Origin of the sequence: Pedococcus aerophilus (assembly GCF_039532215.1) — a bacterium.
Taxonomy (GTDB): domain Bacteria; phylum Actinomycetota; class Actinomycetes; order Actinomycetales; family Dermatophilaceae; genus Pedococcus; species Pedococcus aerophilus.
In genome coordinates this window covers 1814648-1841076 of the sequence record NZ_BAAARN010000001.1, presented here as the reverse complement: position 1 = coordinate 1841076, position 26429 = coordinate 1814648, and the positions used below count along the sequence as shown (strand labels likewise).

The following is a 26429-nucleotide window of genomic DNA, read 5'->3' as shown; positions in this document are numbered from 1 at the left end:
GGCTGGGCGAGGGCGTGAGCTGGCTGGTGGTGGCGGGCCAGTAGCGTGACGCCCATGCGCGTCCGGGTGGAGTTCACGACCGAGCCGTTCCACGGTGAGGACGACCGGCTGCCCGAGCACGTGTCGGCGCCGGCGGAGGCGTTGCGACAGGTCGGGCTGACGCCGGACCTCGGCCCGCTCGGCACGTCGGTCGAGGGCGAGGCCGACGTCGTCGTCGATGCCGTCGCGCAGGCGCTCAAGGAGGCGCTCTCGCACGGTGCGACCCGGGTGACCCTGACGCTGAGCGACCTCGCCGCGTCGACCGCAGCAGGCCCGTCGTCAGGTGGTGGCGGCCGGGGTGCGACCGACCTCAGCGACGGCCTGACCCGGCTGATCGCCGACGTCGAGCGTGAGCTGGGAGGGGCGCTGTCGAGCCTGCCGCGCGCCCAGAAGCAGCACGCCGTGCGGCTGCTCGAGGAGCGCGGGGCGTTCGAGATGCGGCGGTCGGCCGAGACGGTCGCCGAGGCGCTCGGCCTGACGCGCTTCACCGTCTACAACTACCTCAACCGGATCCGCGAAGCCGACGCCTCCCGCCCCTGACGGGGCTACGGGGGTCGGGCCGCTTGGGCCCATGCGGCGCAGGGATGCCAAGGCGGCCGCATACCTCGCTCTTGGCATCCCTCTGTCCGGCGAGGGACCTCTGCCGATGGGTGCGGACCCGGGACCGGTCGGTGGACAAGGGCTGGACCGCCGAGAAAATTCTCAACAAACTGTTGACGTCGGCAGCGCAGCCGCCCTACCGTTCCACTATTCGCAATATCGTTTCCGCATCATGGAAGTCCACGAACTCCTGACGCAGAAGCGCACTGGACGCCCACCCTGCGCCCGCGGCACGACCGGCCACCACCCGCCGGTCACCCGCTTGCACTCCCAGGCCCGCCGACACCGGCCCGCCTGGCCCGTCACCGGCACCGCAGCCCCGGCAAGGAGCACCATGAGCTTCGTCCTCGGACCCAACCAGTACGGCAAGGCGGAGAACCGCGTCGTGCGGATCTACCGCGACACCGCCCGCCACGAGATCCGGGACCTCAACGTCTCGACCGCCCTGCGCGGCGACTTCCGTGAGGCCCACGAGACCGGCGACCAGGCCAACGTCCTGCCGACCGACACCCAGAAGAACACCGCGTTCGCCTTCGCCAAGGAGCACGGGGTCACCTCTCCCGAGGACTACGCGCTCACCCTCGGTGACCGGTTCCTGGCCGTGACGCCCGCCGCCGACGCGAGCCGCGTCGAGGTCGAGGAGTACGCATGGGACCGCATCGACGTCGGGGGCGCCGGCCACGACCACGCCTTCGTCAAGCGCGGTGGAGAGGTGCGCACGACGGTCGTCACCCGCCAGCGCAGCGGTGAGAAGGACGAGCAGGGCAACGCGACCACGCGCGCCTGGGTCGTCTCCGGGGTCAAGGACCTCGTCGTCCTCAAGTCGACCGGCTCGGAGTTCAAGGGCTTCCTCAAGGACGAGTACACGACCCTGCAGGAGACCGACGACCGCATCCTCGCGACCTCGCTGGTGGCCCGTTGGCGCTACGAGGACGACGCGGTGACGTCGGGCACCGACTGGAACAAGTCGTTCGACGACATCCGCCAGGTGATGCTCGAGACCTTCGCGACCACCTACAGTCGCGCGCTGCAGGAGAGCCTCTACGCCATGGGGTCCGCGGTGCTCGCCGCCCACCCCGAGGTCGCGGAGATCAAGTTCTCCGCCCCGAACAAGCACCACTTCCTCGTCGACCTGTCGCCCTTCGGGCTCGACAACCCCGGTGAGGTCTTCATCGCCGCGGACCGCCCCTACGGCCTCATCGAGGCCACCGTGCAGCGCGAGGACGGCAGCGACCCAGGTGACGCCTGGCTCACCGTCCCGGGCTTCTGCTGACCGGTCGGAACAGGAGGCCTCCCGTGTCAACGACGACGCGACCCGAGGACGAGCGGCTCAAGCTCGGCCCGACCTACGCCTACGGCGTCCAGCACATCCTCACGATGTACGGCGGCGTCATCGCCCCGCCCCTGATCGTCGGGGGAGCGGCCGGCCTGTCCGGCACCGAGATCGCCCTGCTCGTCTCGGCCGCCCTCTTCGTCAGCGGGCTCGCGACGATCCTGCAGAGCGTGGGCATCCCGTTCTTCGGCTCGCAGCTGCCGCTCGTGCAGGGGATCTCGTTCGCGAGCGTCTCCACCATGACGGCGGTCGCGACCGGCGACGGAGGACTGCCGGCCGTCTTCGGCTCGATCATCGTGGCCGGCCTCGTCGGACTCGCCATCAGCCCGTTCTTCAGCCAGGTCGTGCGGTTCTTCCCGCCCGTGGTCAACGGCACGATCATCACCGTCATCGGCCTGTCGCTCTTTCCCGTCGCGGTCCGCTGGGCCATGGGCGGCAACGACAAGGCTGCCGACTGGGGCTCGATGGGCAACATCGGCCTGGCCGCCTTCACCCTCCTCGTCATCCTGCTGCTCTCGCGCCTCGTGCAGGGGCCGGTCAGCCGGTTGTCGATCCTGCTCGGGATCGTCGTCGGCACGGTCTTCGCCCTCGTCATCGGCAAGGCCGACTTCGACGGCGTCGGCACCGGGAGCTGGGCCGCCTTCCCGACACCGTTCCAGTTCGGTGCCCCGGTCTTCCAGGTCGGCGCGATCATCTCGATGACCATCGTGATCCTCGTGATCATGACCGAGACCACCGCGGACATCCTCGCGGTCGGCGAGATCGTCGGCACCGAGACCAGCCCGCGACGGGTTGGTGACGGCCTGCGGGCAGACATGCTCGCGACGGCGATCGCCCCGGTGTTCAACAGCTTCCCGGCGAGCGCGTTCGCCCAGAACGTCGGCGTCGTCGCCATCACCGGCATCAAGAGCCGTTGGGTCGTCTCCGCCGGAGGGTCGGTCCTGGTCGTCCTGGGCCTGCTGCCGGTCCTCGGTCGCGTCGTGGCCGCGGTCCCGCAGCCCGTGCTCGGCGGCGCCGGCATCATCTTGTTCGGCTCGGTCGCGGCGAGCGGCATCCGCACGCTCTCCAAGGTCGACTACGACGGCAACCTCAACATCGTCCTGGTCGCCACCGCCCTCGGCTTCGGCATCATCCCCATCGCGGTCCCGTCGTTCTACGACCAGTTCCCCGAGTGGTTCGCCACGATCTTCCACTCCGGCATCAGCGCGGCCAGCCTGGTCGCGGTCCTGCTCAACCTGTTCTTCAACGTCATGCGCGGCGGGGTGGGCCGCTCACCGTCCGTCGTGTCCGGCGCCCCACCCGTCATGGTCAGCAAGGACCAGGCCCGAGCGCTGCGCGAGCGGTGACCCCGACTCCCCACGCACGCACCCGGCCCGGACCCCCGCGCCATACCGACGGCACCGCCGTGCCGCCCGCCTCTCTCCGCACACCTCCCGCTCTGCTTCTCCCGCGAACAGAAAGGTGCCTGTCATGAGTGCAGCCACCGCCCCACCGCAGTCCAGCCAGCGTCCTTCCCGGCACCCCGTCGACGAGGTGCTGCCCGTCCCCAAGCTCGCGATCTACGGCTTCCAGCACGTCCTCGCGTTCTACGCGGGCGCCGTCATCGTGCCGATCCTGCTCGCCAACTCCATCGGGCTCAACCAGCAGGAGCTCATCCACCTCATCAACGCCGACCTGTTCACCTGCGGGATAGCGTCGATCATCCAGTCGGTCGGCTTCTGGAAGGTCGGCGTGCGGCTGCCGCTGCTCCAGGGCGTGACGTTCACGGCGGTCTCGCCGATGATCGCGATCGGCCTGGCGGCGGGCGGTGGCACCGACGGCCTGCTCGTCATCTACGGCGCCGTCATCGTGGCGGGGTTGTTCACCTTCCTCATCGCGCCGTACTTCAGTCGGCTCATCCGGTTCTTCCCACCGGTCGTCACCGGCTCGGTCATCACGATCATCGGCCTCGCCCTGCTTCCGGTCGCCGCGGCCGACGCCGCGGGTGGGGCGGGCCCCTCGCTCGACCCGACCAGCGGCCGCAACCTCGCGTACGCGCTCGGCACCCTGGCGCTGATCGTCGCGATCCAGCGGATCTTCAAGGGCTTCATGGCCACCGTGGCCGTCCTCATCGGACTGGTCGCCGGCACGCTCATCGCCTGGCTGCTCGGCGACGCGCACTTCGACAGCGTGGCCGGGTCCGGGTGGATCGGCTTCACCGCGCCCTTCCACTTCGGTTGGCCGAAGTTCTCCGTCGCCGCGATCATCTCGATGATCGTCGTCATGCTCATCACCGCGGTCGAGACGACTGGTGACGTCTTCGCCACCGGCGAGATCGTCGAGAAGCGGATCGGGCGCGAGGACATCGCCCGCGCCCTGCGCGCCGACGGCCTGGCCACGACCATCGGCGGCGTCTTCAACTCCTTCCCCTACACCTGCTTCGCCGAGAACGTCGGCCTCGTGCGGCTCACCCGCGTGAAGAGCCGGTACGTCGTGGCGACCGCCGGCCTGATCATGATCGTCATCGGCCTCATCCCGAAGGCGGGGGCGATCGTGGCGGGCATCCCGCACCCGGTCCTGGGAGGCGCCGCGCTGGCGATGTTCGCGACCGTCGCGGTCGTCGGCTTCCAGACCCTGTCGCGCGTCGACTTCCACGACCACCGCAACGTCGTCATCGTCGCGACGAGCGTCGGCCTGGCCATGTACGTCACCGCCCAGCCCGATGTCGCGAAGGCCGTCCCGAGCTGGGCCCAGATCATCCTCGGCTCCGGGATCACGCTCGGCTCGATCACCGCCATCGTGCTGAACTTCCTGTTCCACCACGTGGGTTCGAGCCGTGGCCCCGCCGTCGCCGGTGCGCCGGGTCGGCTGGTCCGCCTCTCCCAGGTCAACGAGATGAGCCGTGAGCAGTTCGTCGAGACCTTCGGCAGCCTGTTCCAGGGCCCTCGCTGGGCGGCCGAACGGGCCTACGAGTCACGGCCGTTCGCCGACACGAGCGACCTGCGCCGCGCGTTCCAGGAGGCGCTGTACACGGCCGGCGAGGACGAGCAGCGCCAGCTCATCGACTCCTACCCCGACCTCGGTGCCGAGAGCGTCGCCGACGGCCGGGAGGGTGAGGACTCGTTGCACGACCAGGCCTTCCTCGGACTCACCCGCCTCGACGAGAAGTCCTACGGCGAGCTGTCCGAGCTCACGTCGCAGTACCGCGACCGGTTCGGCTTCCCCCTGGTCACCTGCGTGCGCGACCGCGACTCGTTCGACCAGGTGGTGCGCTCGGGATGGCAGCGGCTGGAGAACTCGCCCGCCCAGGAGCACGCCGCTGCCCTGGTCGAGGCTGCGAAGATCGCGGGGTACCGGTTCGACGACCTCGTCGCCGACGCCAACCCCATCCACTCCGCCCGGACCCGATTCGTGGAGAGCCAGTGAGCCAGTCAGTGAGCCAGTCAGTGAGCATCGAGGACTTCAACTCCCTGCCCGCCGACGAGGTGGGGGAGCGGCTGGCCGCGTGCCTGCCGGTGCCCCGCTGGGTCGACACCGTCCGGGACGGCCGCCCGTATGCCGCGTGGCCGGCTCTGGAGGAGACCGCAACCACCGCGGCGGCGGACCTCGACGAGGCCGAGCTCGAGACGGCCCTGGCCGGGCACCCGCGGATCGGCGAGCGCGCGTCGAGCCCGCAGCACCACGCCGCGTTCAGTGCCAAGGAGCAGTCCGGGGTCGACCCGGCCGACGCGGAGGTGGCGCGCGAGCTCGCTGCCGGCAACGCGGCATACGAGGAGCGGTTCGACCGGGTCTTCCTCATCCGGGCGGCCGGGCGCTCCGCCCCCGAGATCCTCGCCGAGCTCCGCCGCCGACTCGAGAACGACGACGAGGCCGAACGCGCCGAGACCGTCACCCAGCTCCGCGAGATCGCGCTGCTCCGACTCCGACAGGTGGTCGCCTGATGGGCACCCTCTCCACGCACGTCCTCGACACCAGCCTGGGGCGGCCCGCCGCCGGGATCGGGGTCGTCCTCGAGGGCCTCGACGGCACCGCGATCGGAGACGGAGTGACCGACGGCGACGGTCGCGTCGGCACCATCGGCCCGGACCGGTTGGAGGCGGGCGACTACCGGCTGCGGTTCGCCTCCGGCGCCTACTTCGCGGCACGCGACACCGAGGCGTTCTACCCCGAGGTGGTCGTCGTCTTCACCATCTCCGACGCGGCGCAGCACTACCACGTGCCCGTGCTGCTCAACCCGTTCGGCTACTCCACCTACCGGGGCAGCTGAGCCGAACCCCGCTGGGGGCCAGCGGAACCCACGTGCCGCGGATATATCTGCGCCGCGTGCTGGGACAGGGCGTCGGGACCATTGACCCGCCGCCCGGCCTCCTCATAACCTCTCACCAGTCGGAAAACAAATTCCACGATACGAAAGTCAGAAGGACGCCATGACTGACCACGGACTGCGCTACCTCGTGAACTGCTCGATCCTCTTCGGCGAGCTGCCGCTGCTCGAGCGCCCCGCTGCCGCCAAGGCGGCAGGGTTCGACGCCGTCGAGTTCTGGTGGCCCTGGCCGGACCAGCCCGTCCCGTCCGACCGCGATGTCGACTCCTTCGTCTCGGCGGTCCAGGACGCGGGCGTGCAGCTCGTCGGCCTCAACTTCTTCGCGGGTGACCTCGCCGGGCCCGACTGCGGCGTCCTGTCGATCCCCGACCGGGTGAGGGAGTTCCGCGACAACGTGGACGTGGCCGTCGGCATCGGCGAGCGGCTGGGGGCCTCGGCGTTCAACGCCCTCTTCGGCAACCGGGTCGACGGCGCCTCGGCGCAGGAGCAGGACGAGCTGGGCCGTGAGTCGATCGCCGCCGCGGCCAAGGCAGCCTCCACCATCGGGGCGACGGTCCTCGTCGAGTCGGTCAGCGGCCCGAAGCCCTATCCGCTGCGGACGGCAGCCGATGCGGTGTCGGTCGTCGAGGACGTCCGAGCGGCCGGCGCCGACAACGTCGCCTTCCTGCTCGACCTGTTCCACCTCGCCTCCAACGGCGACGACCTCGACGCAGCCATCCGTGCCCACGTCGACGTCACCGGTCACGTCCAGATCGCCGACGCCCCCGGCCGGGGCGAGCCCGGCAGCGGCGACCTCGACCTCCAGCGCCACCTCGGGGACCTCGCGCAGCGCGGGTATGCCGGGTGGGTCGGCCTGGAGTACAAGCCCACCACCACGACGACTCCCGAGAGCTTCGCCTGGCTGCCGCGCGAACGACGCGCCGCCACCGCCTGACCACCTGACCCCAGCAAGGAGAACGACATGACCAGCATCGCCTTCATCGGACTCGGCATCATGGGCAGCCCCATGGCCGTCCACCTCCAGGAGGCCGGCCACGACGTCGTCGGCTACAACCTGCACCCCGACAAGACCCAGCCGCTGGTCGACGCCGGTGGCCGAGCGGCCGGCTCGATCGCCGAGGCCGTCAAGGACGTCGACGTGGTCGCCGTGATGGTGCCCGACAGCCCTGACGTCCAGGACGTGCTCGCCGGCGAGGGTGGGGTCTTCGAGAACGCCAGGTCCGGCGCCCTCGTCATCGACTTCTCGTCCATCCGCCCGGACGTCACGGCAGAGCTCGCGAAGACCGCCAAGGACAAGGGTTTCCGGCTGCTCGACGCCCCCGTCTCCGGTGGCGAGGCCGGGGCGAAGAACGCCGCCCTGTCGATCATGGTGGGAGGTGACGGCAAGGACTTCGAGGAGGCCAAGCCGCTGTTCGACGTCGTCGGCAAGACCATCGTGCACGTCGGCGGCAACGGAGCGGGGCAGACGGTCAAGGCCGCCAACCAGCTCATCGTCGCGGCCAACATCCAGGCCCTCGCCGAGGCCGTCACCTTCCTCGACGCCTACGACGTCGACCTCGAGGCCGCCCTCGACGTCCTCGGCGGCGGGCTCGCCGGGTCGAAGGTGCTCGAGCAGAAGCGGGCCAACATGGCCAAGCACGACTTCACCCCGGGCTTCCGGATCGACCTGCACCACAAGGACATGGGCATCGTGACCTCCGCCGCCCGTGAGGCCGGGGTCGTCGTACCGCTCGGCGCCCTCGTCGCCCAGCTGATGGCCTCCGCCCGCGCGAACGGCGACGGCGGACTCGACCACTCCGCGCTGCTGCGCGGCGTCGAGCGGCTGTCCGGCCGGCTCGCCAACTGACCCCAGACCTCGTCAAGACCAGGAGCACCACCATGGCACGCATGACTGCGGCCCAAGCGGCCGTCGAGATCCTCAAGCTGGAGGGGGTGACCAACGTCTTCGGCCTGCCCGGGGCGGCGATCAACCCGTTCTACAAGGCGATGGAGACCAACGGCGGCCTCCACCACACGCTCGCCCGGCACGTCGAGGGCGCCTCGCACATGGCCGAGGGCTACACCCGCGCCAAGGCCGGCAACATCGGCGTCTGCATCGGCACGAGCGGCCCGGCGGGCACCGACATGATCACCGGGCTCTACTCCGCCAGCGCGGACTCGATCCCGATCCTGTGCATCACCGGCCAGGCGCCGGTCTCCAAGCTGCACAAGGAGGACTTCCAGGCTGTCGACATCTCCTCGATCGCCAAGCCGCTGACCAAGATGGCGGTCACCGTCCTCGAGGCGGCGCAGGTGCCGGGCACGTTCCAGCAGGCGTTCCACCTCATGCGGTCCGGGCGTCCGGGGCCCGTCCTCATCGACCTGCCGATCGACGTCCAGCTGACCGAGATCGAGTTCGACGTCGAGACCTACGCGCCGCTGCCGGTCTACAAGCCGGCCGCGACGCGGGCGCAGGTGAGCAAGGCGCTCGACCTGCTCGAGGCGAGCACCAGGCCGCTCATCGTCTCCGGGGGCGGTGTCATCAACGCCGACGCCGCGGCCCTGCTCGTCGAGCTCGCCGAGCTGACCGGGGTGCCGGTCGTCCCGACCCTCATGGGCTGGGGCACCATCCCCGACGACCACGAGCTCAACGCCGGCATGGTCGGACTGCAGACCAGCCACCGCTACGGCAACGCGACGATGCTCGAAGCGGACTTCGTCCTCGGCATCGGCAACCGCTGGGCCAACCGGCACACCGGCGACCTCGAGACCTACACGAAGGGTCGCACCTTCGTCCACGTCGACATCGAGCCCACCCAGGTCGGCCGCGTCTTCGCCCCCGACTACAGCATCGTCAGCGACGCCAAGGCTGCCCTCGAGCTCTTCGTCGAGGTCGCCCGTGAACGTCGCGATGCCAACCTGCTGAGCGACCGCACCGAGTGGGCGCAGTCCTGCCAGCAGCGCAAGCGCACCCTGTGGCGCAAGACAAACTTCGACGTCACGCCGATCAAGCCGCAGCGCGTCTACCAGGAGATGAACCGCGCCTTCGGCCGCGACGTCCGGTACGTCTCGACGATCGGCCTGTCCCAGATCCAGGCGGCCCAGCTGCTGCACGTCTACAAGGACCGCCACTGGATCAACGCCGGCCAGGCCGGACCGCTCGGCTGGACCGTCCCCGCTGCCCTGGGCGTCGCGACGGCCGTCCCCGACGAGACCGTGGTCGCGCTGTCCGGTGACTACGACTTCCAGTTCATGATCGAGGAGCTGGCGGTCGGTGCGCAGTTCAACATCCCGTACATCCACGTCCTCGTGAACAACGCCTACCTCGGCCTGATCCGGCAGGCGCAGCGCGGGTTCGAGATGGACTACTGCGTCCAGCTGTCCTTCGACAACATCAACGCTCCCGAGCTGAACGGCTACGGCGTCGACCACGTCAAGGTCGTCGAGGGCCTGGGCTGCAAGGCGATCCGCGTCTTCGACCCGGAGGAGATCGCGCCGGCGCTGGAGAAGGCCAAGGCGATGGCGCAGGAGTACCGCGTCCCGGTCGTGGTCGAGGTCATCCTCGAGCGGGTCACCAACGTCTCGATGGGCCAGAGCATCGCGAACGTCACCGAGTTCGAGGAGCTCGCCAACGGGGGAGCCGATGCCCCGACCGCCGTCTTCGCCAACCTGGACTGAGGCCTGCCCGTGACCGTCCCCGCCCCGCCGACACGTCGTGTCGTGATCGCCCCCGACAAGTTCAAAGGCACCCTCACCGCTGCCGCGGTGGCCACCCACGTGGCCACCGGGCTGCGGTCGGTGCTCCCTGACCTCGAGGTGGTCACGGTGCCGGTCGCCGACGGCGGGGACGGCACGCTCGCCGCGGCCGAGGCCGCCGGGTTCGTCCGGGTCACCGTGCCCGCCCACGGTCCGACGGGCGAGGACCGCAAGGCTGCGTATGGCGCCCGCGGCACCGAGGCGGTCGTCGAGCTCGCCGAGGTGTGCGGGCTCGACCACCTGCCCGACGGGCGTCGGCAGCCGCTCACGGCGACCAGCCGGGGAGCTGGCGACCTCATCGCGGCTGCCCTCGACGACGGCGCCCGTCGGGTCGTCGTCGGCATCGGTGGCAGCGCCAGCACCGACGGTGGCGCAGGCCTGCTCCAGGCGCTGGGAGCGCGCATCACCACGGCTGACGGCCACGAGGTGGGTCCGGGCGGACTCGGTCTCGAGGACGCCGAGGCCCTCGACCTGTCCGGTCTGCACCCGGGCCTCGCCGGTGCAGAGGTCGTCGTCGCCTGCGACGTCGACAACCCGCTCACCGGTTCGCGTGGGGCCGCAGCCGTCTACGGGCCGCAGAAGGGTGCCTCTCCCGACGACGTGGAGCGCCTCGACGCCGCTCTCGCCCGCTGGGCCGACCTCGTCGCCTCCAGCATCGGTGCCGACCACCGGCACGACCCCGGGGCGGGTGCGGCAGGAGGTGTCGGCTTCGGGCTCGTGGCCGTCGCAGGCGCCACGACGCGACCCGGGGCCGAGCTCGTCTTCGAGCTGACGGGGCTCCACGACGCCCTTCCGGGCGCAGCCCTCGTCGTCACCGGCGAAGGTGCCCTGGACCGGCAGACGTTGCACGGCAAGGCTCCTGCCGCTGTCGCCGCTGCAGCCCGGGAGGTCGGGGTCCCGGTGGTCGCGGTGGCCGGAAGGGTCTCGCTCACCGAAGGTGACCTGAGGGCGGCCGGCATCGACGCCGCATACGCGCTCGTCGGGGAGGCCTCCGAGCAGGAGGCGATGGAGGCGCCCGGTCCGCTCCTCGAACGACTCGGGGCCAGGATCGCGCGCGAGCACCTCGGGGGTGCCCGATGAGGTTCGCGAGGGTCGGGGCTGTCGGCGCGGAGCGACCTGTCGTGGTGTCCGACGACGGTCGACTGCTCGAGCTGACCGGACTCGGCGATCTCGACGCGCTGCTCGGTGACCTCGCAGCGGTGCCCGCGGCCGTGGACGGGGAGACGCTCCGGCCGGTGGCGCAGGACGTCGGACTCCGTTTCGGGGCACCGATCCCGCGACCGGGCAAGGTCGTCGGCATCGGGCTCAACTACGCCGACCACGCCGCCGAGGCGGGAGCGCCGCTGCCCACCGAGCCGGTGGTGTTCCTCAAGGCGACCACCTCGGTCTGCGGGCCCACCGACGACATCCGGATGCTGCCCGGGTCGACGAGCACCGACTACGAGGTGGAGCTCGGCGTCGTCCTGGGAAGCACCCTGCGCGACGAGACCGACGCCGACCGGGCGCTCGAGGCGGTGGCGGGGTACGTCCTCGCACACGACGTCTCCGACCGCGCCATGCAGCTCGACCACGGCGGCACCTGGACCAAGGGCAAGTCCGCCGACACGTTCTGCCCGGTGGGGCCGTGGCTCGTCACCCCCGACGAGGTCGGCGACCCGGGGGCGCTGCGGCTGCGACTGTCCGTGAACGACGAACCGCGCCAGGACGGGACGACCGACGACATGGTGTTCGGGGTGGGGGAGGTCCTCGCGTACGTGAGCCGCCTGATGACCCTCGAGCCGGGTGACCTCGTCATCACCGGCACTCCCGCCGGCGTGGCGATGGGACAGCCCGAGCCGCGGCCGTACCTTCGGCACGGCGACGTCGTCGCCCTCGACGGTGGCGTGCTCGGCCGGCAGCGCAGCCGCATCGTGGACCCGGCGGCGGAGCCGACGCACCCCGAGGCCGGAGTGACAAGATGACGACGTCGGCGACGGACGAGAGGCGAGGTGTGGCAGTGGGTGCAGACGTGGTGCTGCGGGCGCGGCGGACGGTGGTCGGGGGCCGTGAGACCTCGGCCAGCGTGCACGTGAGGGGCGAGCGGATCGTCGCCGTGGAGGCGTATGACGCGCTGGTCCCCGAAGGTGCGCGCGTCGTCGACCTCGCCGACGACGAGGTGCTGCTGCCGGGCCTCGTGGACTCGCACGTCCACGTCAACGAGCCGGGCCGCACCGAGTGGGAGGGCTTCGCCAGCGCCACCCGCGCAGCCGCCGCCGGTGGCGTCACGACGATCATCGACATGCCGCTCAACAGCATCCCGCCGACGGTGAACGTCGCGGCCCTGGAGGAGAAGCGCGCCGTCGCCCGCGACCAGGCGTACGTCGACGTGGGCTTCTGGGGCGGCGCCATCCCGGGGAACGTGCCGGACCTCAAGCCGTTGTTCGACGAGGGTGTCTTCGGGTTCAAGTGCTTCCTGCTGCACTCGGGGGTCGACGAGTTCCCCCACCTCGAGCCGGACCAGCTCGAGGAGGCGATGCGCGAGACCGGGTCGCTCGACGCGCTGATGATCGTCCACGCCGAGGACTCGCATGCCATCGACCACGCGGCTGCGGCCGACGGCGAGGAGTACGACCGGTTCCTGCACTCACGACCCCGCGGCGCCGAGAACCTCGCCATCGCCCAGGTCATCGAGCTCGCCCGCTGGACCGGGGCCCGAGCGCACATCCTGCACCTGTCGAGCTCGGACGCCCTGCCGATGATCCGCTCCGCGCGGGCCGACGGGGTGCGGCTGACGGTCGAGACCTGCCCGCACTACCTGTCCTTCACGGCAGAGGAGATCCCGGACGGGGCGACCGAGTTCAAGTGCTGCCCGCCGATCCGTGAGGCCGAGAACCGCGAGCTCCTCTGGGGCGGACTGGTCGAGGGCGCGATCGACATCGTCGTCACCGACCACTCGCCCTGCACGGAGGACCTCAAGCGGTTCGACACCGGTGACTTCGGCCAGGCCTGGGGCGGTATCGCCGGTCTCCAGGTCGGCCTGGCCGCGGTGTGGACCGGCGCCCGCCAGCGCGGCCACGCCCTGACCGACGTCGTGCGGTGGATGGCGACCGGGCCTGCCGACCAGACGGGCCTCACCGACCGCGGGCGCATCGAGCCGGGAGCGATGGCGAACTTCGCCGTCTTCGCGCCCGACGAGGCCTTCACCGTCGAGATCAGCCACCTGCACCACAAGAACCCCGTGTCGGCCTATGCCGGCCGAACGCTCACCGGAGTCGTCCGCCAGACCTGGCTGCACGGCACACCGGTCGACCTCGATGCCGACCCGCGCGGTCGGCTCCTGACGAGAGGACAGTCATGACCACGCCCCCGAAGTACTACGCGCCCGCTGGCGGGCTGCCGCCGCAGACCCAGCTGACCACCGACCGGGCCGTGTTCACCGAGGCGTATGCCGTGCTGCCGCGGGGGACGATGACCGACATCGTCACGAGCAACCTGCCGTTCTGGGACGACACGCGACTCTGGGTCATCGCGAGGCCGCTGTCGGGGTTCGCGGAGACCTTCTCCCAGTACATCGTCGAGGTCTCGCCGGGTGGTGGCTCCGACAAGCCCGAGCTCGACCCGGGCGCGGAGGGTGTGGTGTTCGTCGTCGCGGGCGGGCTGCGGCTCACCATCGAGGGCGTCTCGCACGACCTCGGTCCAGGTGGCTACGCGTACCTCCCCGCCGGCTGCGCGTGGACCCTGCGCGCCGACTCGCAGGAGACCGCGAAGTTCCACTGGATCCGCAAGGCGTACGAGCGCGTCGAGGGCATCGACGTGCCGGAACCCTTCGTCACCAACGAGACCGACGTCGAGGGCGGCGAGATGCCCGGCACCGACGGCGTGTGGACGACCCAGCGCTTCGTCGACCCCCAGGACGTGCGCCACGACATGCACGTCAACATCGTCAACTTCGAGCCCGGCGGCGCGATCCCGTTCCCCGAGACCCACGTCATGGAGCACGGTCTCTACGTCCTCGAGGGCAAGGCCGTCTACCTGCTCAACAACGACTGGGTCGAGGTGCAGGAGGGCGACTTCATGTGGCTGCGCGCGTTCTGCCCGCAGGCCTGCTACGCCGGCGGTCCGGGTCGCTTCCGCTACCTGCTCTACAAGGACGTCAACCGGCACGCGAAGCTCAGCCGCCAGTTCGTGTAGCGCTGCGCCGCAGGACGGGCATGATGGGCAGCGTTGGCGTGGGGACCGCGGGCGGTCCTCCCGTATGGCGCGCGAGGGGCAGGTGGGCGGCGTGAACCAGCCACGACGGCAGTCGGGCATCGTCAGCCTGCTCGTGCGCGAGGGGGCCTACGCGACCGGTCCGCAGGTCCTGTCCGAGCTGCGCCGGGTCATCGCCTCCGGTGCCGTACCGCCGGGGAGCCCGATCCCTCTCGACGACGTCGCCGCCTTCTTCGGGGTGTCGCTCATCCCGGTGCGCGAGGCGCTCAAGACGCTCCTGGGTGAAGGCCTGCTCGAGCACCAGCCGCGGCTCGGCTACACCGTCACCGACCTCTCGGCGGCCGAGCTCGACGAGCTCTACGTCGTCAGGGGTGCCCTCGAGGCGGCAGCCCTCGATGCCGCTGCGCTGCAGTCGACCCCGGTCGACCACGCCCGCGCGAGCGCCATCCACGCGCAGCTCGTGCGGGCCGTGGCCGACGGCGACGCCGCCGGCTTCCAGCGGGCCAGCCGTGAGTTCCACGAGGCCCTGCTGGCCCCGTGCCGGATGCCGCGGCTGCTGCACATGCTCGACATCGCCTGGAACCTCACCGAGCCGGTCCAGACGATGATGCGTGTCACCGAGGACGAGCGCGAGGAGATGCGCGTCGACCACCAGGCGATGCTCGACGCGTTCGTCGCCCGGGACGCCGCCGGGCTGCGGGAGGCCAGCAGCGCGCACCACGAGCGACTCACCGCCTGCATCTCGCGGCTCGGCGACCAGGGCTGAGCCCGGTGCCGGTGGAGGTGCCGCCGTTGCCGCGACGTCCGGCGCCCAGTGCAAGGGGGCTCGGGATATACGCAGATATACGGTTCAAGGCCTTCTGCCCCAACGGAACTCTCCCTAGCGTTCTCCGCAGGATCCGCGGCTGACGCGGTGGACAAAGGAGTCCGGATGAGCACCACTGAGAAGCCCTTCGAGACCGAGGCAGCAGCCGCTGCCGCCGGCTTCGCGACGCACCACGGCGAGCACGACGGCGGGGCGGGCGCAGGCCTGATCAAGCCGTCGTACGACGAGCGCCTGACCAACGAGGACCTCGCGCCGCTCAAGGAGCAGACCTGGTCCTGGTACAACATCTTCGCGTTCTGGATGTCCGACGTGCACAGCGTCGGCGGCTACATCACCGCCGGCAGCCTCTTCGCCCTCGGGCTGACGAGCTGGCAGGTGTTCGTCTGCCTCATCGTCGGCATCACCATCGTGCTGTTCTTCTGCAACCTCGTCGCCAAGCCGAGCCAGCGCACTGGCGTGCCGTACCCCGTCATCTGCCGCTCGGTCTTCGGGGTCCTCGGCGCCAACATCCCGGCCATCATCCGCGGCCTCATCGCCGTGGCCTGGTACGGCATCCAGACCTACCTCGCGTCGGCCTCGCTCGACATCCTGCTGGTCCGCATGTGGCCGGCGCTCCAGCCGTATGCCGACGTGGACCAGCACGGGTTCCTCGGCCTCTCCACCCTCGGCTACGCGACGTTCGCCCTCCTGTGGGTCGCGCAGGCAGCGGTCTTCTGGACCGGCATGAACACGATCCGCAAGTTCATCGACTTCGCCGGTCCGGCCGTCTACGTCGTCATGATCGCGCTGTGCGTCTACCTGCTGTCCAAGGCCGACTGGAACGTCAACCTCAACCTGTCGGGCGAGCAGCTCTCCGGCGGCAAGGTCTTCACGACGATGCTCGCCGCGACCGCGCTGGTGGTCTCCTACTTCTCCGGCCCGATGCTCAACTTCGGTGACTTCTCGCGCTACGGCAAGTCGTTCGAGGCCGTCAAGAAGGGCAACTTCTGGGGCCTGCCGGTCAACTTCGTCTTCTTCTCGCTGCTGACCGTCCTCACCGCCGCCGCGACCCTTCCCGTCTACGGCGAGCTCATCACCGACCCGGTGGCCACGGTGGGTCGTATCGACAACACCTTCGCCCTCGTCCTGGCCGCCCTGACGTTCACCACGGCCACGATCGGCATCAACATCGTCGCCAACTTCGTCTCCCCGGCGTTCGACTTCTCCAACGTCAGCCCGCAGAAGATCAGCTGGCGGATGGGCGGCATGATCGCCGCGGTCGGCTCGGTGCTCCTCACCCCGTGGAACCTCTACAACAGCCCCGAGACGATCCACTACACGCTGGACACCCTGGGCGCCTTCATCGGTCCACTCTTCGGGGTCCTCATCGCCCACTACTACGTCGTGCACAAGCAGCAGGTCTGCATCGACGACCTGTTCACCCTCGACGAGTCCGGCGCGTACCACTACACCAAGGGCTACAACCCCTCGGCGATCTGGGCCACGGGCATCGCCGCCCTGTGCGCGATCCTCGCGGTCTTCGTCCCGGGCATCAACCGCTTCGACGACTACAGCTGGTTCATCGGGTGCGGCATCGGCTTCGCTGCCTACTGCCTCATCGCCCCCCGCATGGGGATCGGCGCCGAGCAGCTCGCCGCCAAGTGCGACGGCAAGGTCGTGACCGAGTGAGGGCCGCGACCGGTGTCGAGGCGGGCGCCATACGCCTCACCGTCATCAACCCCAACACCACGGCCTCCATGACCGCCCTGATCGAGGCGGAGGCGAAGCGGGTCGCCGGGCCCACCACCGTGGTGACCGGGCGCACCCCGGCGATGGGCCCCGCGTCGATCGAGAGCCACTACGACGAGGCGCTCAGCGTCCCGGGAGTGCTCGAGATCATCCGCCAGGACTCGCAGGCCGACGCGTTCGTGCTCGCCTGCTTCGGGGACCCCGGCCTGGACGCGGCGCGGGAGGCCGCGTCCAGGCCGGTGATCGGCATCGCCGAGGCGGCGATGAAGACCGCCTCGCTGCTCGGTCGGTCGTTCAGCGTCGTCACGACGATGAGCCGCACGGTCGGCCGCGCGTGGGACCTCACCCGCACCTATGGGCTCGAGCGCCAGTGCGCCGGGGTCCATGCGTGCGACATCCCCGTCCTCGAGCTCGAGGAGGACCAGGACCACACGTATGCCGTCATCCTCGCCTTCGCGAAGACCGCTCTGGCCCAGGACGGCAGCGACGCCATCGTGCTCGGGTGTGCGGGCATGGCGGGGCTGCCCGAGCTGCTCACCGAGCAGCTGGGCGTCCCGGTCGTCGACGGGGTCGCGGCGGGGACGCTGCTCGCGGAGTCACTGGTGCGGCAGGGGCTTCGGCCCGCGACCCACGGTGAGCTCGCCCCGCCCCCGCCGAAGGCCTACACCGGAGCCCTCGCCGCCTTCGGTCGCTGACGCCTCGTGGACTCTCGTGGTCCAGCCCGTGAAACAGGTCGCCCGAAACCCTTGATTCAACAGTTTGTAGAGGAATACCGTCGTCGCAGTTCCACCGCGGCCGTTGTTCTGCATGGATAACCGGCGGACCCGCTCGTCACGCAACCATGCACCCGGTCGATTCCGCCCGGGTGGATGATGGACCCCAACTGCGGGGGACGGGAGTTGCGGTATGGCGTCACAGCACGAGGTCATGGTCAACGGGACGGCACGTCCCCTCACCGGGGTCGACCCGGCGACGAACGCGCTGGACTTCCTCCGGGCCCAGGGCCTGACGGGGGCCAAGGAGGGTTGCGCGGAGGGTGAGTGCGGCGCCTGCTCGGTCATGGTGGCCCGGCCCGACGGCGGCGACGCCTCCCGGTGGACCGCGGTCAACGCCTGCCTCATCCCCGCCGCCGCACTCGACGGCCAGGAGGTCGTCACGGCCGAGGGCCTCGGCACCCCCGAGGAGCTGCACCCCGTGCAGCGCGAGATGGCCGTGCGCGGCGGGTCGCAGTGCGGCTACTGCACGCCCGGCTTCATCTGCAGCATGGCCGCGGAGTTCTACCGCGGCGACCGGCAGCCGGTCGCCGCGGCGGCGACCTCCAACGGCTCCGGCCCGCACACGCACGAGGCCGACCACGAGCACGGGGAGAACGGCTTCGACCTGCACGCGCTGTCCGGCAACCTGTGTCGCTGCACCGGGTACCGCCCGATCCGGGACGCCGCCTACGCGCTGGAGCAGCCCGCCGAGGGTGACCCGTTCGCCGAGCGGTCGAGCCGCCCGGCCCCGGTCGCCGCCCACACCCGGCTCGAGGGCGCGAGCGGGATCTTCGAGCGCCCCGCCGACCTCCCGCAGGCCTTGGCGCTGCTCGCCGAGCACCCCGGTGCGGTCCTCGTCGCCGGCTCCACGGACTGGGGCGTCGAGGTCAACATCCGCGGCATCCGCGCGCCATACGCCATCGGCATCGACCGGCTGCCGGAGCTGCGCACCTTCCACGTCGGCGACGACTCCGTCGAGATCGGCGCCGCGCTCACGCTGAGCGAGGTCGAGCGGGGGCTCGAGGGGCGGATCCCGTTGCTGGACCAGCTGTTCCCGCAGTTCGCGTCGCGCCTGATCCGCAACGGCGCAACCTTCGGGGGCAACCTCGGCACCGGTTCGCCGATCGGCGACACCCCGCCGGCGCTGCTCGCCCTGGAGGCGGTCGTGGTGCTCGCCTCCGTCGACGGTGACCGCGAGGTGCCACTGGCGGACTACTTCACCGGCTACCGCCAGACCGTCAAGCGTGACGACGAGCTCATCCGCGCCGTGCGGATCCCGTTGCCCGTCAGCGGGATCGCTGCATTCCACAAGATCGCCAAGCGCAGGTTCGACGACATCTCCAGCGTCGCGATCGGCTTCGCCCTCGACGTGCAGGACGGTGTCGTCGCCAAGGCGCGCATCGGCCTGGGTGGAGTCGCAGCCACCCCGATCCGTGCCCTGGCCACCGAGGCCGCCCTCGAGGGGCAGCCGTGGACGACCGACGTCGTCCGCGCCGCGGCGGAGGTGATGGGACGCGAAGGAACCCCGCTCGACGACCACCGCGCCAGCGCGCCATACCGCTCGGCCATGCTCGGCACCGCCCTCCTCAAGCTGCATGCCCAGACCGCGACCCCGCAGGAGGTGGGAGCATGAGCGCACTCTCCGAACGCCCGGCGAACTCTGTTGTCGGACAGGACATCCCGCACGAGGCGGCGGCGCTGCACGTCACCGGTCTTGCGCTCTACACCGACGACCTGGTCCAGCGCACCCACGCCGTCCTGCACGCCCACCCGGTGCAGGCGCCGCACGCGCACGCCCTGGTGACCGGGCTGCGCACGGCTCCGGCGTACGACGTCCCCGGCGTGGTCCGGGTCCTCACCGCGGAGGACGTCCCCGGGGTCAACGACGCGGGCGTGAAGCACGACGAGCCGCTGTTCCCCTCCGAGGTCATGTTCCACGGCCACGCGGTCTGCTGGGTCCTCGGCGAGACGCTCGAGGCCGCGCGCCTCGGCTCGCTGGCCGTCGAGGTCGACTACGAGCCGCTGCCGTCGATCGTCAGCGTCCGCGAGGCGATCGAGGCCGACAGCTTCCAAGGGGCACGGCCGAAGGTCGAGCGGGGTGACGTCGACGCCGGCTTCGATGATGCGGCCCACGTGTTCAGCGGTGAGTTCGAGTTCGCCGGGCAGGAGCACTTCTACCTCGAGACGCACGCCTCGCTCGCCCTCGTGGACGAGAACGGCCAGGTCTTCATCCAGAGCAGCACCCAGCACCCCACCGAGACCCAGGACATCGTGGCCCACGTCCTCGGCGTGCCGAGCAACGAGGTCACGGTGCAGTGCCTGCGCATGGGTGGCGGTTTCGGGGGCAAGGAGATGCAACCCCACGGGTATGCCGCCATCGCCGCCCTCGGTGCGCGGCTCACTGGGCGCCCGGTGCGGCTGCGCCTCACGCGCACCCAGGACATGACGATGTCCGGCAAGCGGCACGGGTTCCACGCGCAGTGGCGGGTGGCGTTCGACGACTCAGGTCTGATCCAAGCGCTCGACGCGACGCTCACGTCCGACGGTGGCTGGAGCCTCGACCTGTCCGAGCCGGTCCTGGCCCGGGCGCTCTGCCACATCGACAACGCATACTGGATCCCCAACATCCGGGTGAACGGCCGGATCGCCAAGTCCCACAAGACGTCCCAGACGGCGTTCCGCGGGTTCGGCGGTCCCCAGGGGATGCTCGTCATCGAGGACATCCTCGGTCGGTGCGCGCCACTGCTGGGGATCGACCCGATCGACCTGCGCAGCCGGAACTTCTACGCGGATGGGCAGAGCACGCCGTACGGGCAGCCCGTCCGGCACCCCGAGAGGGTCGCGGTCTGCTGGGACCAGGTGCTGGCCACCGGTGACGTCCGTGCGCGTCAGGCGGAGATCGAGGAGTTCAACGCGACGCACGAGCACGCCAAGCGCGGCCTGGCCGTGACACCGGTGAAGTTCGGGATCTCGTTCAACTTCACCGCCTTCAACCAGGCCGGTGCGCTCGTGCACGTCTACAAGGACGGCTCGGTGCTCATCACCCACGGTGGCACCGAGATGGGCCAGGGCCTGCACACCAAGATGCTCCAGGTCGCGGCGACCACGCTCGGGGTGCCGCTGTCGACGGTACGGCTCGCGCCGACCCGCACCGACAAGGTGCCCAACACGTCGGCCACGGCGGCGAGCTCGGGCGCCGACCTCAACGGTGGCGCCGTGAAGAACGCCTGCGAGCAGGTGCTCGAACGGCTGCGCGAGGTCGCCGGGCGTCGGCTCGGCGTGCACCCCGCCGACGTGCGCTTCGTCGACGGCCAGGTGACCACGGTCGGTGGCGGCGAGTCCGTCGCGTGGGCCGACCTCGTGAACCAGGCGTACTTCCAGCGGGTGCAGCTCTGGGCCGCCGGCTTCTACCGGACCGAGGGACTGCACTGGGACTCCTCGATCATGCACGGCTCGCCGTTCAAGTACTTCTCGTACGGCGTCGCGGCGACCGAGGTCGAGGTCGACGGGTTCACGGGGGCCTACCGCACCCGGCGGGTCGACATCGTCCACGACGTCGGCGACAGCCTGTCGCCGCTGGTCGACATCGGCCAGGTCGAGGGTGCGTTCGTCCAGGGCGCCGGTTGGCTGACGCTCGAGGACCTGCGCTGGGACGAGAGCGACCGGCCCTCCCGTGGCCGACTCGCGACCCAGGCCGCCAGCACCTACAAGCTGCCCAGCTTCTCCGAGATGCCCGAGGTCTTCAACGTCGCGCTGCTCGAGCGGGCCCACGAGGACGGCGCGGTCTACGGCTCCAAGGCGGTCGGCGAGCCCCCGCTCATGCTGGCCTTCTCGGTGCGTGAGGCGCTTCGTCAGGCAGCGGCGGCCTTCGGTCCGACGGGCACGAGTGTCGACCTCGCCTCACCAGCGACCCCCGAAGCGGTCTGGTGGGCGCTGGAGCAGGCCCGTCGCAGCGGCGCCGGCCAGGACGAGCACGGCCACGTGGACGAGGGCGCTCCCGGCGTGGTCCCCGACCAGCCCGACGCCGACGACCGGCCGCTTCGCCCGCACTCCGAGCTCGCCGCGCAGTCCGCCCCCGGTGGAGCCTGACGTGCACTGGCTGGCAGCCGTCGAGCGCCTCCGCCGGGAGCGCCGGACCGGTGTCCTCGTCACGCTCGTCTCCGTCCGTGGCCACGCTCCGCGCGAGGCCGGGGCGAAGATGGTCGTCACGGCCGACGACGCCTGGGACAGCATCGGCGGGGGCAACCTCGAGGCCACCGCGGTGGCCCGGGCACGCACGATGCTCAGCGAAGAGACCGCCACACCTGAGCAGATCTCGTTGTCCCTCAACGACAAGGCCCGCGCCGAGCACGGCCAGCAGTGCTGCGGGGGAGAGGTCGTCATCCTCCTCGAACCCCTGGCTGTCGCTCCCTCGGTCGCCATCTTCGGCATGGGCCACGTCGGCCTCGAGCTCGCGCGGATCCTCGCCCGGCACGACGTCGAGCTGCACCTCGTCGACTCGCGCGCCGACCACGTCACGGAGCAGCGCCTCGCGGTCCTCGACGACGCCGTCGCCCGGGTGCACGTCCACCACGCGCCGGTGCCCGAGCTGGTCCTGGGCCAGGTGCCGCGCGGCACCCACGTCCTGGTCATGACCCACGACCACGCCGAGGACGCGGCGCTCTGCGACACGGCGCTGCGCTGTGGCCACCTGGCGTCGATCGGGCTCATTGGCTCGTCGGCGAAGTGGAGCAGGTTCCGGCAACGCCTTGCGGCAGAAGGCCATTCACCCGAGACCCTCGCCCGCATCACCACGCCGATCGGCCTGCCCGACCTCGTCGTCGGCGGCGGCAAGGACCCGGCCACCATCGCCGTCAGCGTGGCCGCCGACCTGCTGCGCGTGTTCGGCGCCGAGCGGGCTCGGGCCGCGACGACCGCCGAACCGAGCCGGTCCAGCGAGTCCACCGAGTCCGTGGGAGCCGAGCGATGACCCTCTACCGCGCCCGCATCGTCGACACCCCGTGCGACCCGTTCGCCGGCGGTGCCCTGCGCGCCGAGGAGGACGGCGGCATCGTCGTCGACGACACCGGGGTGATCACGGCCCGCGGCGCCTTCGCGGACGTCCGTGCCGACCATCCCGACGAGGTCGTCATCGAGCTCCCCGGCGGCATGCTGCTGCCCGGCCTGGTCGACACCCACGTCCACTACCCGCAGGTCCGTGTCATCGGTGGCCTCGGGATGCCGCTGCTCGACTGGCTGGACCAGTGCGCCCTGCCGGAGGAGGCCCGGCTCGCCGACGTCGCCTACGCCAAGGGCGTGGCCCGCGACTTCGTCACCGGCCTCGTCGATGCCGGCACGACGACGGCGCTGGTCTTCGGCTCCCACTTCGCCACCGCGGTCGACTCGATGTTCGCCGCCGCCGACGTGGCGGGCCTGCGCGTCACCACGGGCCTCGTGGTCTCCGACCGCAGCCTGCGGCCCGAGCTGCTCTCCACGCCTGACCGGGCCTACGACGAGGCACGCGGGCTCGCCGAGCGCTGGCACGGCCGGGGGCGCCTCCGGTATGCCGTGACACCCCGCTTCTCCTTCTCCGCCAGCGACGCGATGCTCGAGTCCTGCGCGGCGACGTTCAAGGAGGTGCAGGGCTCGTGGTTCACCTCCCACGTGAACGAGAACCTCTTCGAGGTGGCCGAGGTGCGGCGGCTCTTCGGCGGGACGAACTACGTCCACACCTACGCGAACCACGGCCTGGTCGACCGCAACTCGGTGCTCGCCCACAACGTGCACCCCGTGGACGAGGAGCTCGCCCTGCTCGCCAGCCAGGGCGCCTCGGTCTCGCACTGCCCGACGAGCAACTCTGCGCTGGGCAGCGGGCTGTTCCCCCTCCAGCGGCACCTCGACCACGGGGTCCGGGTCGCACTGGGTTCGGATGTCGGTGCGGGCACAGGCTTCTCGTTGCTCAAGGAGGGCCTGCAGGCCTACTTCATGCAGCAGCTGCTCGGTGCCGATGGCGTGGCCCTGACCTCGGCCCACCTGCTCTGGCTGGCGACGTCGGCAGGAGCCGATGCGCTGGGCCTTGCCGACGAGGTCGGTGACCTGTCCGTGGGCAAGCAGTTCGACGCGGTGTGGGTGCTGCCGCAGGCTGGCAACCCGCTCGACGTCGGGCTGGGCAACGCCAGCTCGACGCTGGACGCGCTGGCCAAGGTGTTCGCGCTCGGCACGACGACCGACATCGAGGGCGTCTGGGTCGGCGGCGACCAGATCGCCGCCGGACGGTTCCGCCGCCCCGCCACCCGCTGAACCCCACGAAACGGCGGTTGCTCGACCAAACGGGCTCCATGTGCGCCGTGTTGTCGAGCAACCACCGTTTCGTGGGGATGGAGCAAGCGAGCGGTGACCTGTCAGGCCTTCTCTAGCCTCAGCACCTCGGCGTAGGCCGGGAGCGTCAGGAAGTCCGGGAAGTCGGGGTCGAGCGCGCACTCGACGAACAGCCGCCGCGCGGCCTCCCACTCGCCGTCGGCGAAGGCGTCCTTGCCCACGGACTCCTCCAGCGCTGCATACTCCTCGTCGACCAGGCGGTCGACGAGCTCACGGGTGACCTTGTCGCCGGAGGTGAGGGTGACGTCGTTGTGGAGCCACTGCCAGATCTGCGAGCGCGAGATCTCGGCGGTGGCGGCGTCCTCCATGAGGTTGTGGATGCCGACCGCGCCGTTGCCGCGCAGCCACGACTGGAGGTAGGCGATACCGACGGTGATGTTGCCGCGCAGGCCCTCCTCGGTGCGGTCGCCGGGGGTCCTGCCGGCCGCGAGCAGGTCGTCGGCGGAGACGGCGACGTCGTCGCGCTGCTTGCCGAGCTGGTTGGGCTCGTCGCCGAGGGCGCCGGTGAAGACCTCCTTGCAGAGGTCGACCATGCCCGGGTGGGCCACCCACGAGCCGTCGAACCCGGCGCCGGCCTCACGCTCCTTGTCGGCCCGCACCTTCGCGAACGCCTGGTCGTTGACCTCGGGGTCCTTGCTCGGGATGAACGCCGCCATGCCGCCGATCGCGAACGCCCCGCGCCGGTGGCAGGTCTTCACGAGCAGCTCGCTGTAGGCCTTCATCATCGGCGCGGTCATCGTCACGGCGTTGCGGTCGGGGAGGGTGAAGTCCGGTCCGGCGTCGCGGAAGTACTTGATGATCGAGAACAGGTAGTCCCAGCGGCCGGCGTTGAGCCCGGCGGCGTGGTCGCGCAGCTCGTAGAGGATCTCGTCCATCTCGAACGCCGCCGGGATGGTCTCGATGAGGACCGTCGCGCGGATGGAGCCGTGCGGGACGCCGACGTGCTCCTGGGCGAAGGTGAAGACGTCGTTCCACAGCCGGGCCTCGCGGTGCGACTCCATCTTCGGCAGGTAGAAGTAGGGACCGCTGCCGCGCTCGAGCAGCTCCTTGGCGTTGTGGAAGAAGTAGAGGCCGAAGTCGACCAAGGCGCCGACGAGCGGCTTCCCGTCGAACTGGAGGTGCTCCTCGTCGAGGTGCCAACCGCGGGGCCGGGGCACGATGACGGGGGTGTTGGACGGGTCGGCCAACGAGTACTCCTTGCCCTGCGGTGAGGTGAACGCGATGGTGCCGCGCACGGCGTCCCGCAGGTTGACCTGGCCGCCGACGACGTTGGCCCAGTGCGGGGTGTTGGCGTCCTCGAGGTCGGCGAGCCAGACCTTGGCCCCGGAGTTCAGGGCGTTGATCGCCATCTTGCGCTCGGTCGGGCCGGTGATCTCGACGCGGCGGTCACGGAAGTCGGCGGGAGCCTCGGCCACGGTCCAGTCGCCGTCGCGGACCTCACGCGTCTCCTCGAGGAAGTCGAGCCGACCGGTCTTCGAGACCTCCTCGCGACGGGCCCTGCGCGCTGCGAGCAGCTCGTCGCGGGTGCCGCCGAAGCGGGTCTGCAGCTCGGCGAGGAAGTCGAGGGCCTCGGGGGTCAGGACCTCGTCGCTGCGCTCGACGGGGCCTCCGGTCACGGTGATGGCGGACATCGGTGGCTCATCCTCACTGTCGGTGGGTGCGGCCGTGCTCCGGACCGCGGGTCGGCGCTCCTCCGCGAGGAGGAGGCACTACGATACTTCCATGATACGAAATCTTCTTCTCATTCGCCTCGTGGGGAGAGATATATGAGCACCGACGAGACCACCCTCGCGCCGGTCCCGGCGACGCCCCGGACCGGCGGGGTGCAGTCCCTCGAACGCGCCTTCGCCATCCTCGAGACGATGGCCGACGCCGGAGGCGTCATCAGCCTGTCGCAGCTCGCGAACGACGCCGACCTGCCGCTGCCGACGATCCACCGCCTCGTCCGCACCCTCGTCGACCTGGGGTATGTGCGCCAGGAGGCCTCGCGCCAGTACTCGCTCGGGCCGCGACTGATCCGCCTCGGCGAGACCACCTCGCGCATGCTCGGTCGCTGGGCCCGCCCGCACATGGAGCGCCTCGCGCACGAGCTCGGCGAGTCGGTCAACCTGGCCATGCTCGACGGCGACCAGATCGTCTACGTCGGCCAGGTGATGGCCTCACGCAACTCGATGCGGATGTTCACCGAGGTCGGCCGCCGGGTCCTGCCGCACTCCACCGGCGTCGGCAAGGCGATCATGGCCGACCTCGACCCCGCCGACGTCCGTGCCCTGCTGGCGCGCACCGGGATGCCGGCACGGACCGAGCACACGCTCACGACCCCCGAGGACTTCCTCGCGGAGCTCGAGCGCACCCGTCAGCGCGGCTACGCCCTCGACGAGGGGGAGCAGGAGGTCGGTGTCCGCTGCGTCGCGGTGGCCGTTCCCGATGCCCCCCAGCTGCTGGCGCTGTCGGTGTCCGGTCCCGTGACGCGCGTGACCGACGAGTTCGTCGCGCGGGCCACCGGGCCGCTGCACCGCGCAGCGACCGCCATCTCCGGCGAGATGCGGGGTCCTCGCGGCTGAC

General features: G+C 70.8%; 22 protein-coding genes. 21 read left to right on the top strand and 1 reads right to left on the bottom strand.

All coding sequences use genetic code 11. From position 1 onward, the window contains the following. Positions 1 to 54: 54 nt before the first annotated feature. The 20 genes from ABD286_RS08710 (at position 55) to ABD286_RS08615 (ending at position 23786) form a co-directional block, all read left to right on the top strand. A complete protein-coding gene (locus ABD286_RS08710) occupies positions 55 to 579 on the top strand; it encodes a helix-turn-helix domain-containing protein (RefSeq protein ID WP_344192226.1) in 525 nt (174 codons plus the stop codon). Between the two features lie 394 nt (positions 580 to 973). Further along, the gene (gene pucL / locus ABD286_RS08705; RefSeq protein WP_344192224.1) at positions 974 to 1912 is read left to right on the top strand and encodes a factor-independent urate hydroxylase; all 939 of its coding nucleotides are present in this window, start codon (positions 974 to 976) and stop codon (positions 1910 to 1912) included. 23 nt (positions 1913 to 1935) lie between these two features. After that, a complete protein-coding gene (locus ABD286_RS08700) occupies positions 1936 to 3318 on the top strand; it encodes a nucleobase:cation symporter-2 family protein (protein ID WP_344192222.1) in 1383 nt (460 codons plus the stop codon). A 124-nt stretch (positions 3319 to 3442) separates the two neighbouring features. Continuing rightward, complete coding sequence (gene uraD / locus ABD286_RS08695; RefSeq protein WP_344192220.1) at positions 3443 to 5377, top strand: 2-oxo-4-hydroxy-4-carboxy-5-ureidoimidazoline decarboxylase; 1935 nt, start codon at positions 3443 to 3445, stop codon at positions 5375 to 5377. Positions 5378 to 5385: 8 nt separating this feature from the next. Further along, a complete protein-coding gene (uraD, locus tag ABD286_RS08690; protein ID WP_344192218.1) occupies positions 5386 to 5892 on the top strand; it encodes a 2-oxo-4-hydroxy-4-carboxy-5-ureidoimidazoline decarboxylase in 507 nt (168 codons plus the stop codon). After that, positions 5892 to 6218, top strand: a complete 327-nt coding sequence (uraH, locus tag ABD286_RS08685; RefSeq protein WP_344192216.1) for a hydroxyisourate hydrolase — start codon at positions 5892 to 5894, stop codon at positions 6216 to 6218. Before uraD (ABD286_RS08690) ends, uraH begins: the two co-directional genes overlap by 1 nt. A gap of 175 nt (positions 6219 to 6393) precedes the next feature. After that, on the top strand, positions 6394 to 7209 hold the full coding sequence (locus tag ABD286_RS08680) for a hydroxypyruvate isomerase family protein (protein WP_344193325.1): 816 nt from the start codon (positions 6394 to 6396) through the stop codon (positions 7207 to 7209). 27 nt (positions 7210 to 7236) lie between these two features. Continuing rightward, complete coding sequence (locus ABD286_RS08675) at positions 7237 to 8121, top strand: 2-hydroxy-3-oxopropionate reductase (RefSeq protein ID WP_344192214.1); 885 nt, start codon at positions 7237 to 7239, stop codon at positions 8119 to 8121. A 32-nt stretch (positions 8122 to 8153) separates the two neighbouring features. Then, positions 8154 to 9932, top strand: a complete 1779-nt coding sequence (gene gcl, locus ABD286_RS08670; protein WP_344192212.1) for a glyoxylate carboligase — start codon at positions 8154 to 8156, stop codon at positions 9930 to 9932. 9 nt (positions 9933 to 9941) lie between these two features. Then, positions 9942 to 11090: a glycerate kinase gene (locus ABD286_RS08665; RefSeq protein WP_344192210.1), complete on the top strand. Its 1149-nt coding sequence runs from the start codon at positions 9942 to 9944 to the stop codon at positions 11088 to 11090. Then, complete coding sequence (locus tag ABD286_RS08660; RefSeq protein ID WP_344192208.1) at positions 11087 to 11971, top strand: fumarylacetoacetate hydrolase family protein; 885 nt, start codon at positions 11087 to 11089, stop codon at positions 11969 to 11971. The genes ABD286_RS08665 and ABD286_RS08660 overlap by 4 nt, the downstream gene beginning before the upstream one ends. Then, positions 11968 to 13347, top strand: coding sequence for an allantoinase AllB (allB, locus tag ABD286_RS08655; RefSeq protein WP_425565327.1), 1380 nt, complete (start codon positions 11968 to 11970; stop codon positions 13345 to 13347). The genes ABD286_RS08660 and allB overlap by 4 nt, the downstream gene beginning before the upstream one ends. Beyond that, complete coding sequence (locus ABD286_RS08650; protein WP_344192206.1) at positions 13344 to 14180, top strand: bifunctional allantoicase/(S)-ureidoglycine aminohydrolase; 837 nt, start codon at positions 13344 to 13346, stop codon at positions 14178 to 14180. Before allB ends, ABD286_RS08650 begins: the two co-directional genes overlap by 4 nt. Before the next feature lie 91 nt (positions 14181 to 14271). Further along, the gene (locus ABD286_RS08645; RefSeq protein WP_344192204.1) at positions 14272 to 14964 is read left to right on the top strand and encodes a GntR family transcriptional regulator; all 693 of its coding nucleotides are present in this window, start codon (positions 14272 to 14274) and stop codon (positions 14962 to 14964) included. A gap of 165 nt (positions 14965 to 15129) precedes the next feature. Further along, positions 15130 to 16692: an NCS1 family nucleobase:cation symporter-1 gene (locus tag ABD286_RS08640; protein ID WP_344192202.1), complete on the top strand. Its 1563-nt coding sequence runs from the start codon at positions 15130 to 15132 to the stop codon at positions 16690 to 16692. Next, complete coding sequence (locus tag ABD286_RS08635) at positions 16689 to 17447, top strand: aspartate/glutamate racemase family protein (RefSeq protein WP_344192200.1); 759 nt, start codon at positions 16689 to 16691, stop codon at positions 17445 to 17447. The genes ABD286_RS08640 and ABD286_RS08635 overlap by 4 nt, the downstream gene beginning before the upstream one ends. A gap of 211 nt (positions 17448 to 17658) precedes the next feature. After that, on the top strand, positions 17659 to 19140 hold the full coding sequence (locus ABD286_RS08630; RefSeq protein WP_344192198.1) for a xanthine dehydrogenase small subunit: 1482 nt from the start codon (positions 17659 to 17661) through the stop codon (positions 19138 to 19140). Next, a complete protein-coding gene (gene xdhB, locus ABD286_RS08625) occupies positions 19137 to 21596 on the top strand; it encodes a xanthine dehydrogenase molybdopterin binding subunit (RefSeq protein ID WP_344192196.1) in 2460 nt (819 codons plus the stop codon). Before ABD286_RS08630 ends, xdhB begins: the two co-directional genes overlap by 4 nt. 1 nt (position 21597) lies before the next feature. Next, positions 21598 to 22476, top strand: a complete 879-nt coding sequence (xdhC, locus tag ABD286_RS08620) for a xanthine dehydrogenase accessory protein XdhC (RefSeq protein WP_344192194.1) — start codon at positions 21598 to 21600, stop codon at positions 22474 to 22476. Then, positions 22473 to 23786 (top strand): guanine deaminase, encoded by a 1314-nt coding sequence (locus ABD286_RS08615; RefSeq protein ID WP_344192192.1) that lies wholly within the window; start codon positions 22473 to 22475, stop codon positions 23784 to 23786. Before xdhC ends, ABD286_RS08615 begins: the two co-directional genes overlap by 4 nt. A 101-nt stretch (positions 23787 to 23887) precedes the next feature. Here the strand turns inward: ABD286_RS08615 and aceB are convergent, their stop codons facing one another. After that, positions 23888 to 25495, bottom strand: coding sequence for a malate synthase A (gene aceB, locus ABD286_RS08610; protein WP_344192190.1), 1608 nt, complete (start codon positions 25493 to 25495; stop codon positions 23888 to 23890). Positions 25496 to 25630: 135 nt separating this feature from the next. On the opposite strand from aceB, the gene ABD286_RS08605 reads away from it, so the two are divergent. Further along, positions 25631 to 26428 carry an IclR family transcriptional regulator gene (locus ABD286_RS08605; protein WP_344192188.1) on the top strand — a complete coding sequence of 266 codons (798 nt, stop codon included), beginning with the start codon at positions 25631 to 25633 and terminating at the stop codon, positions 26426 to 26428. Position 26429 lies beyond the last annotated feature (1 nt).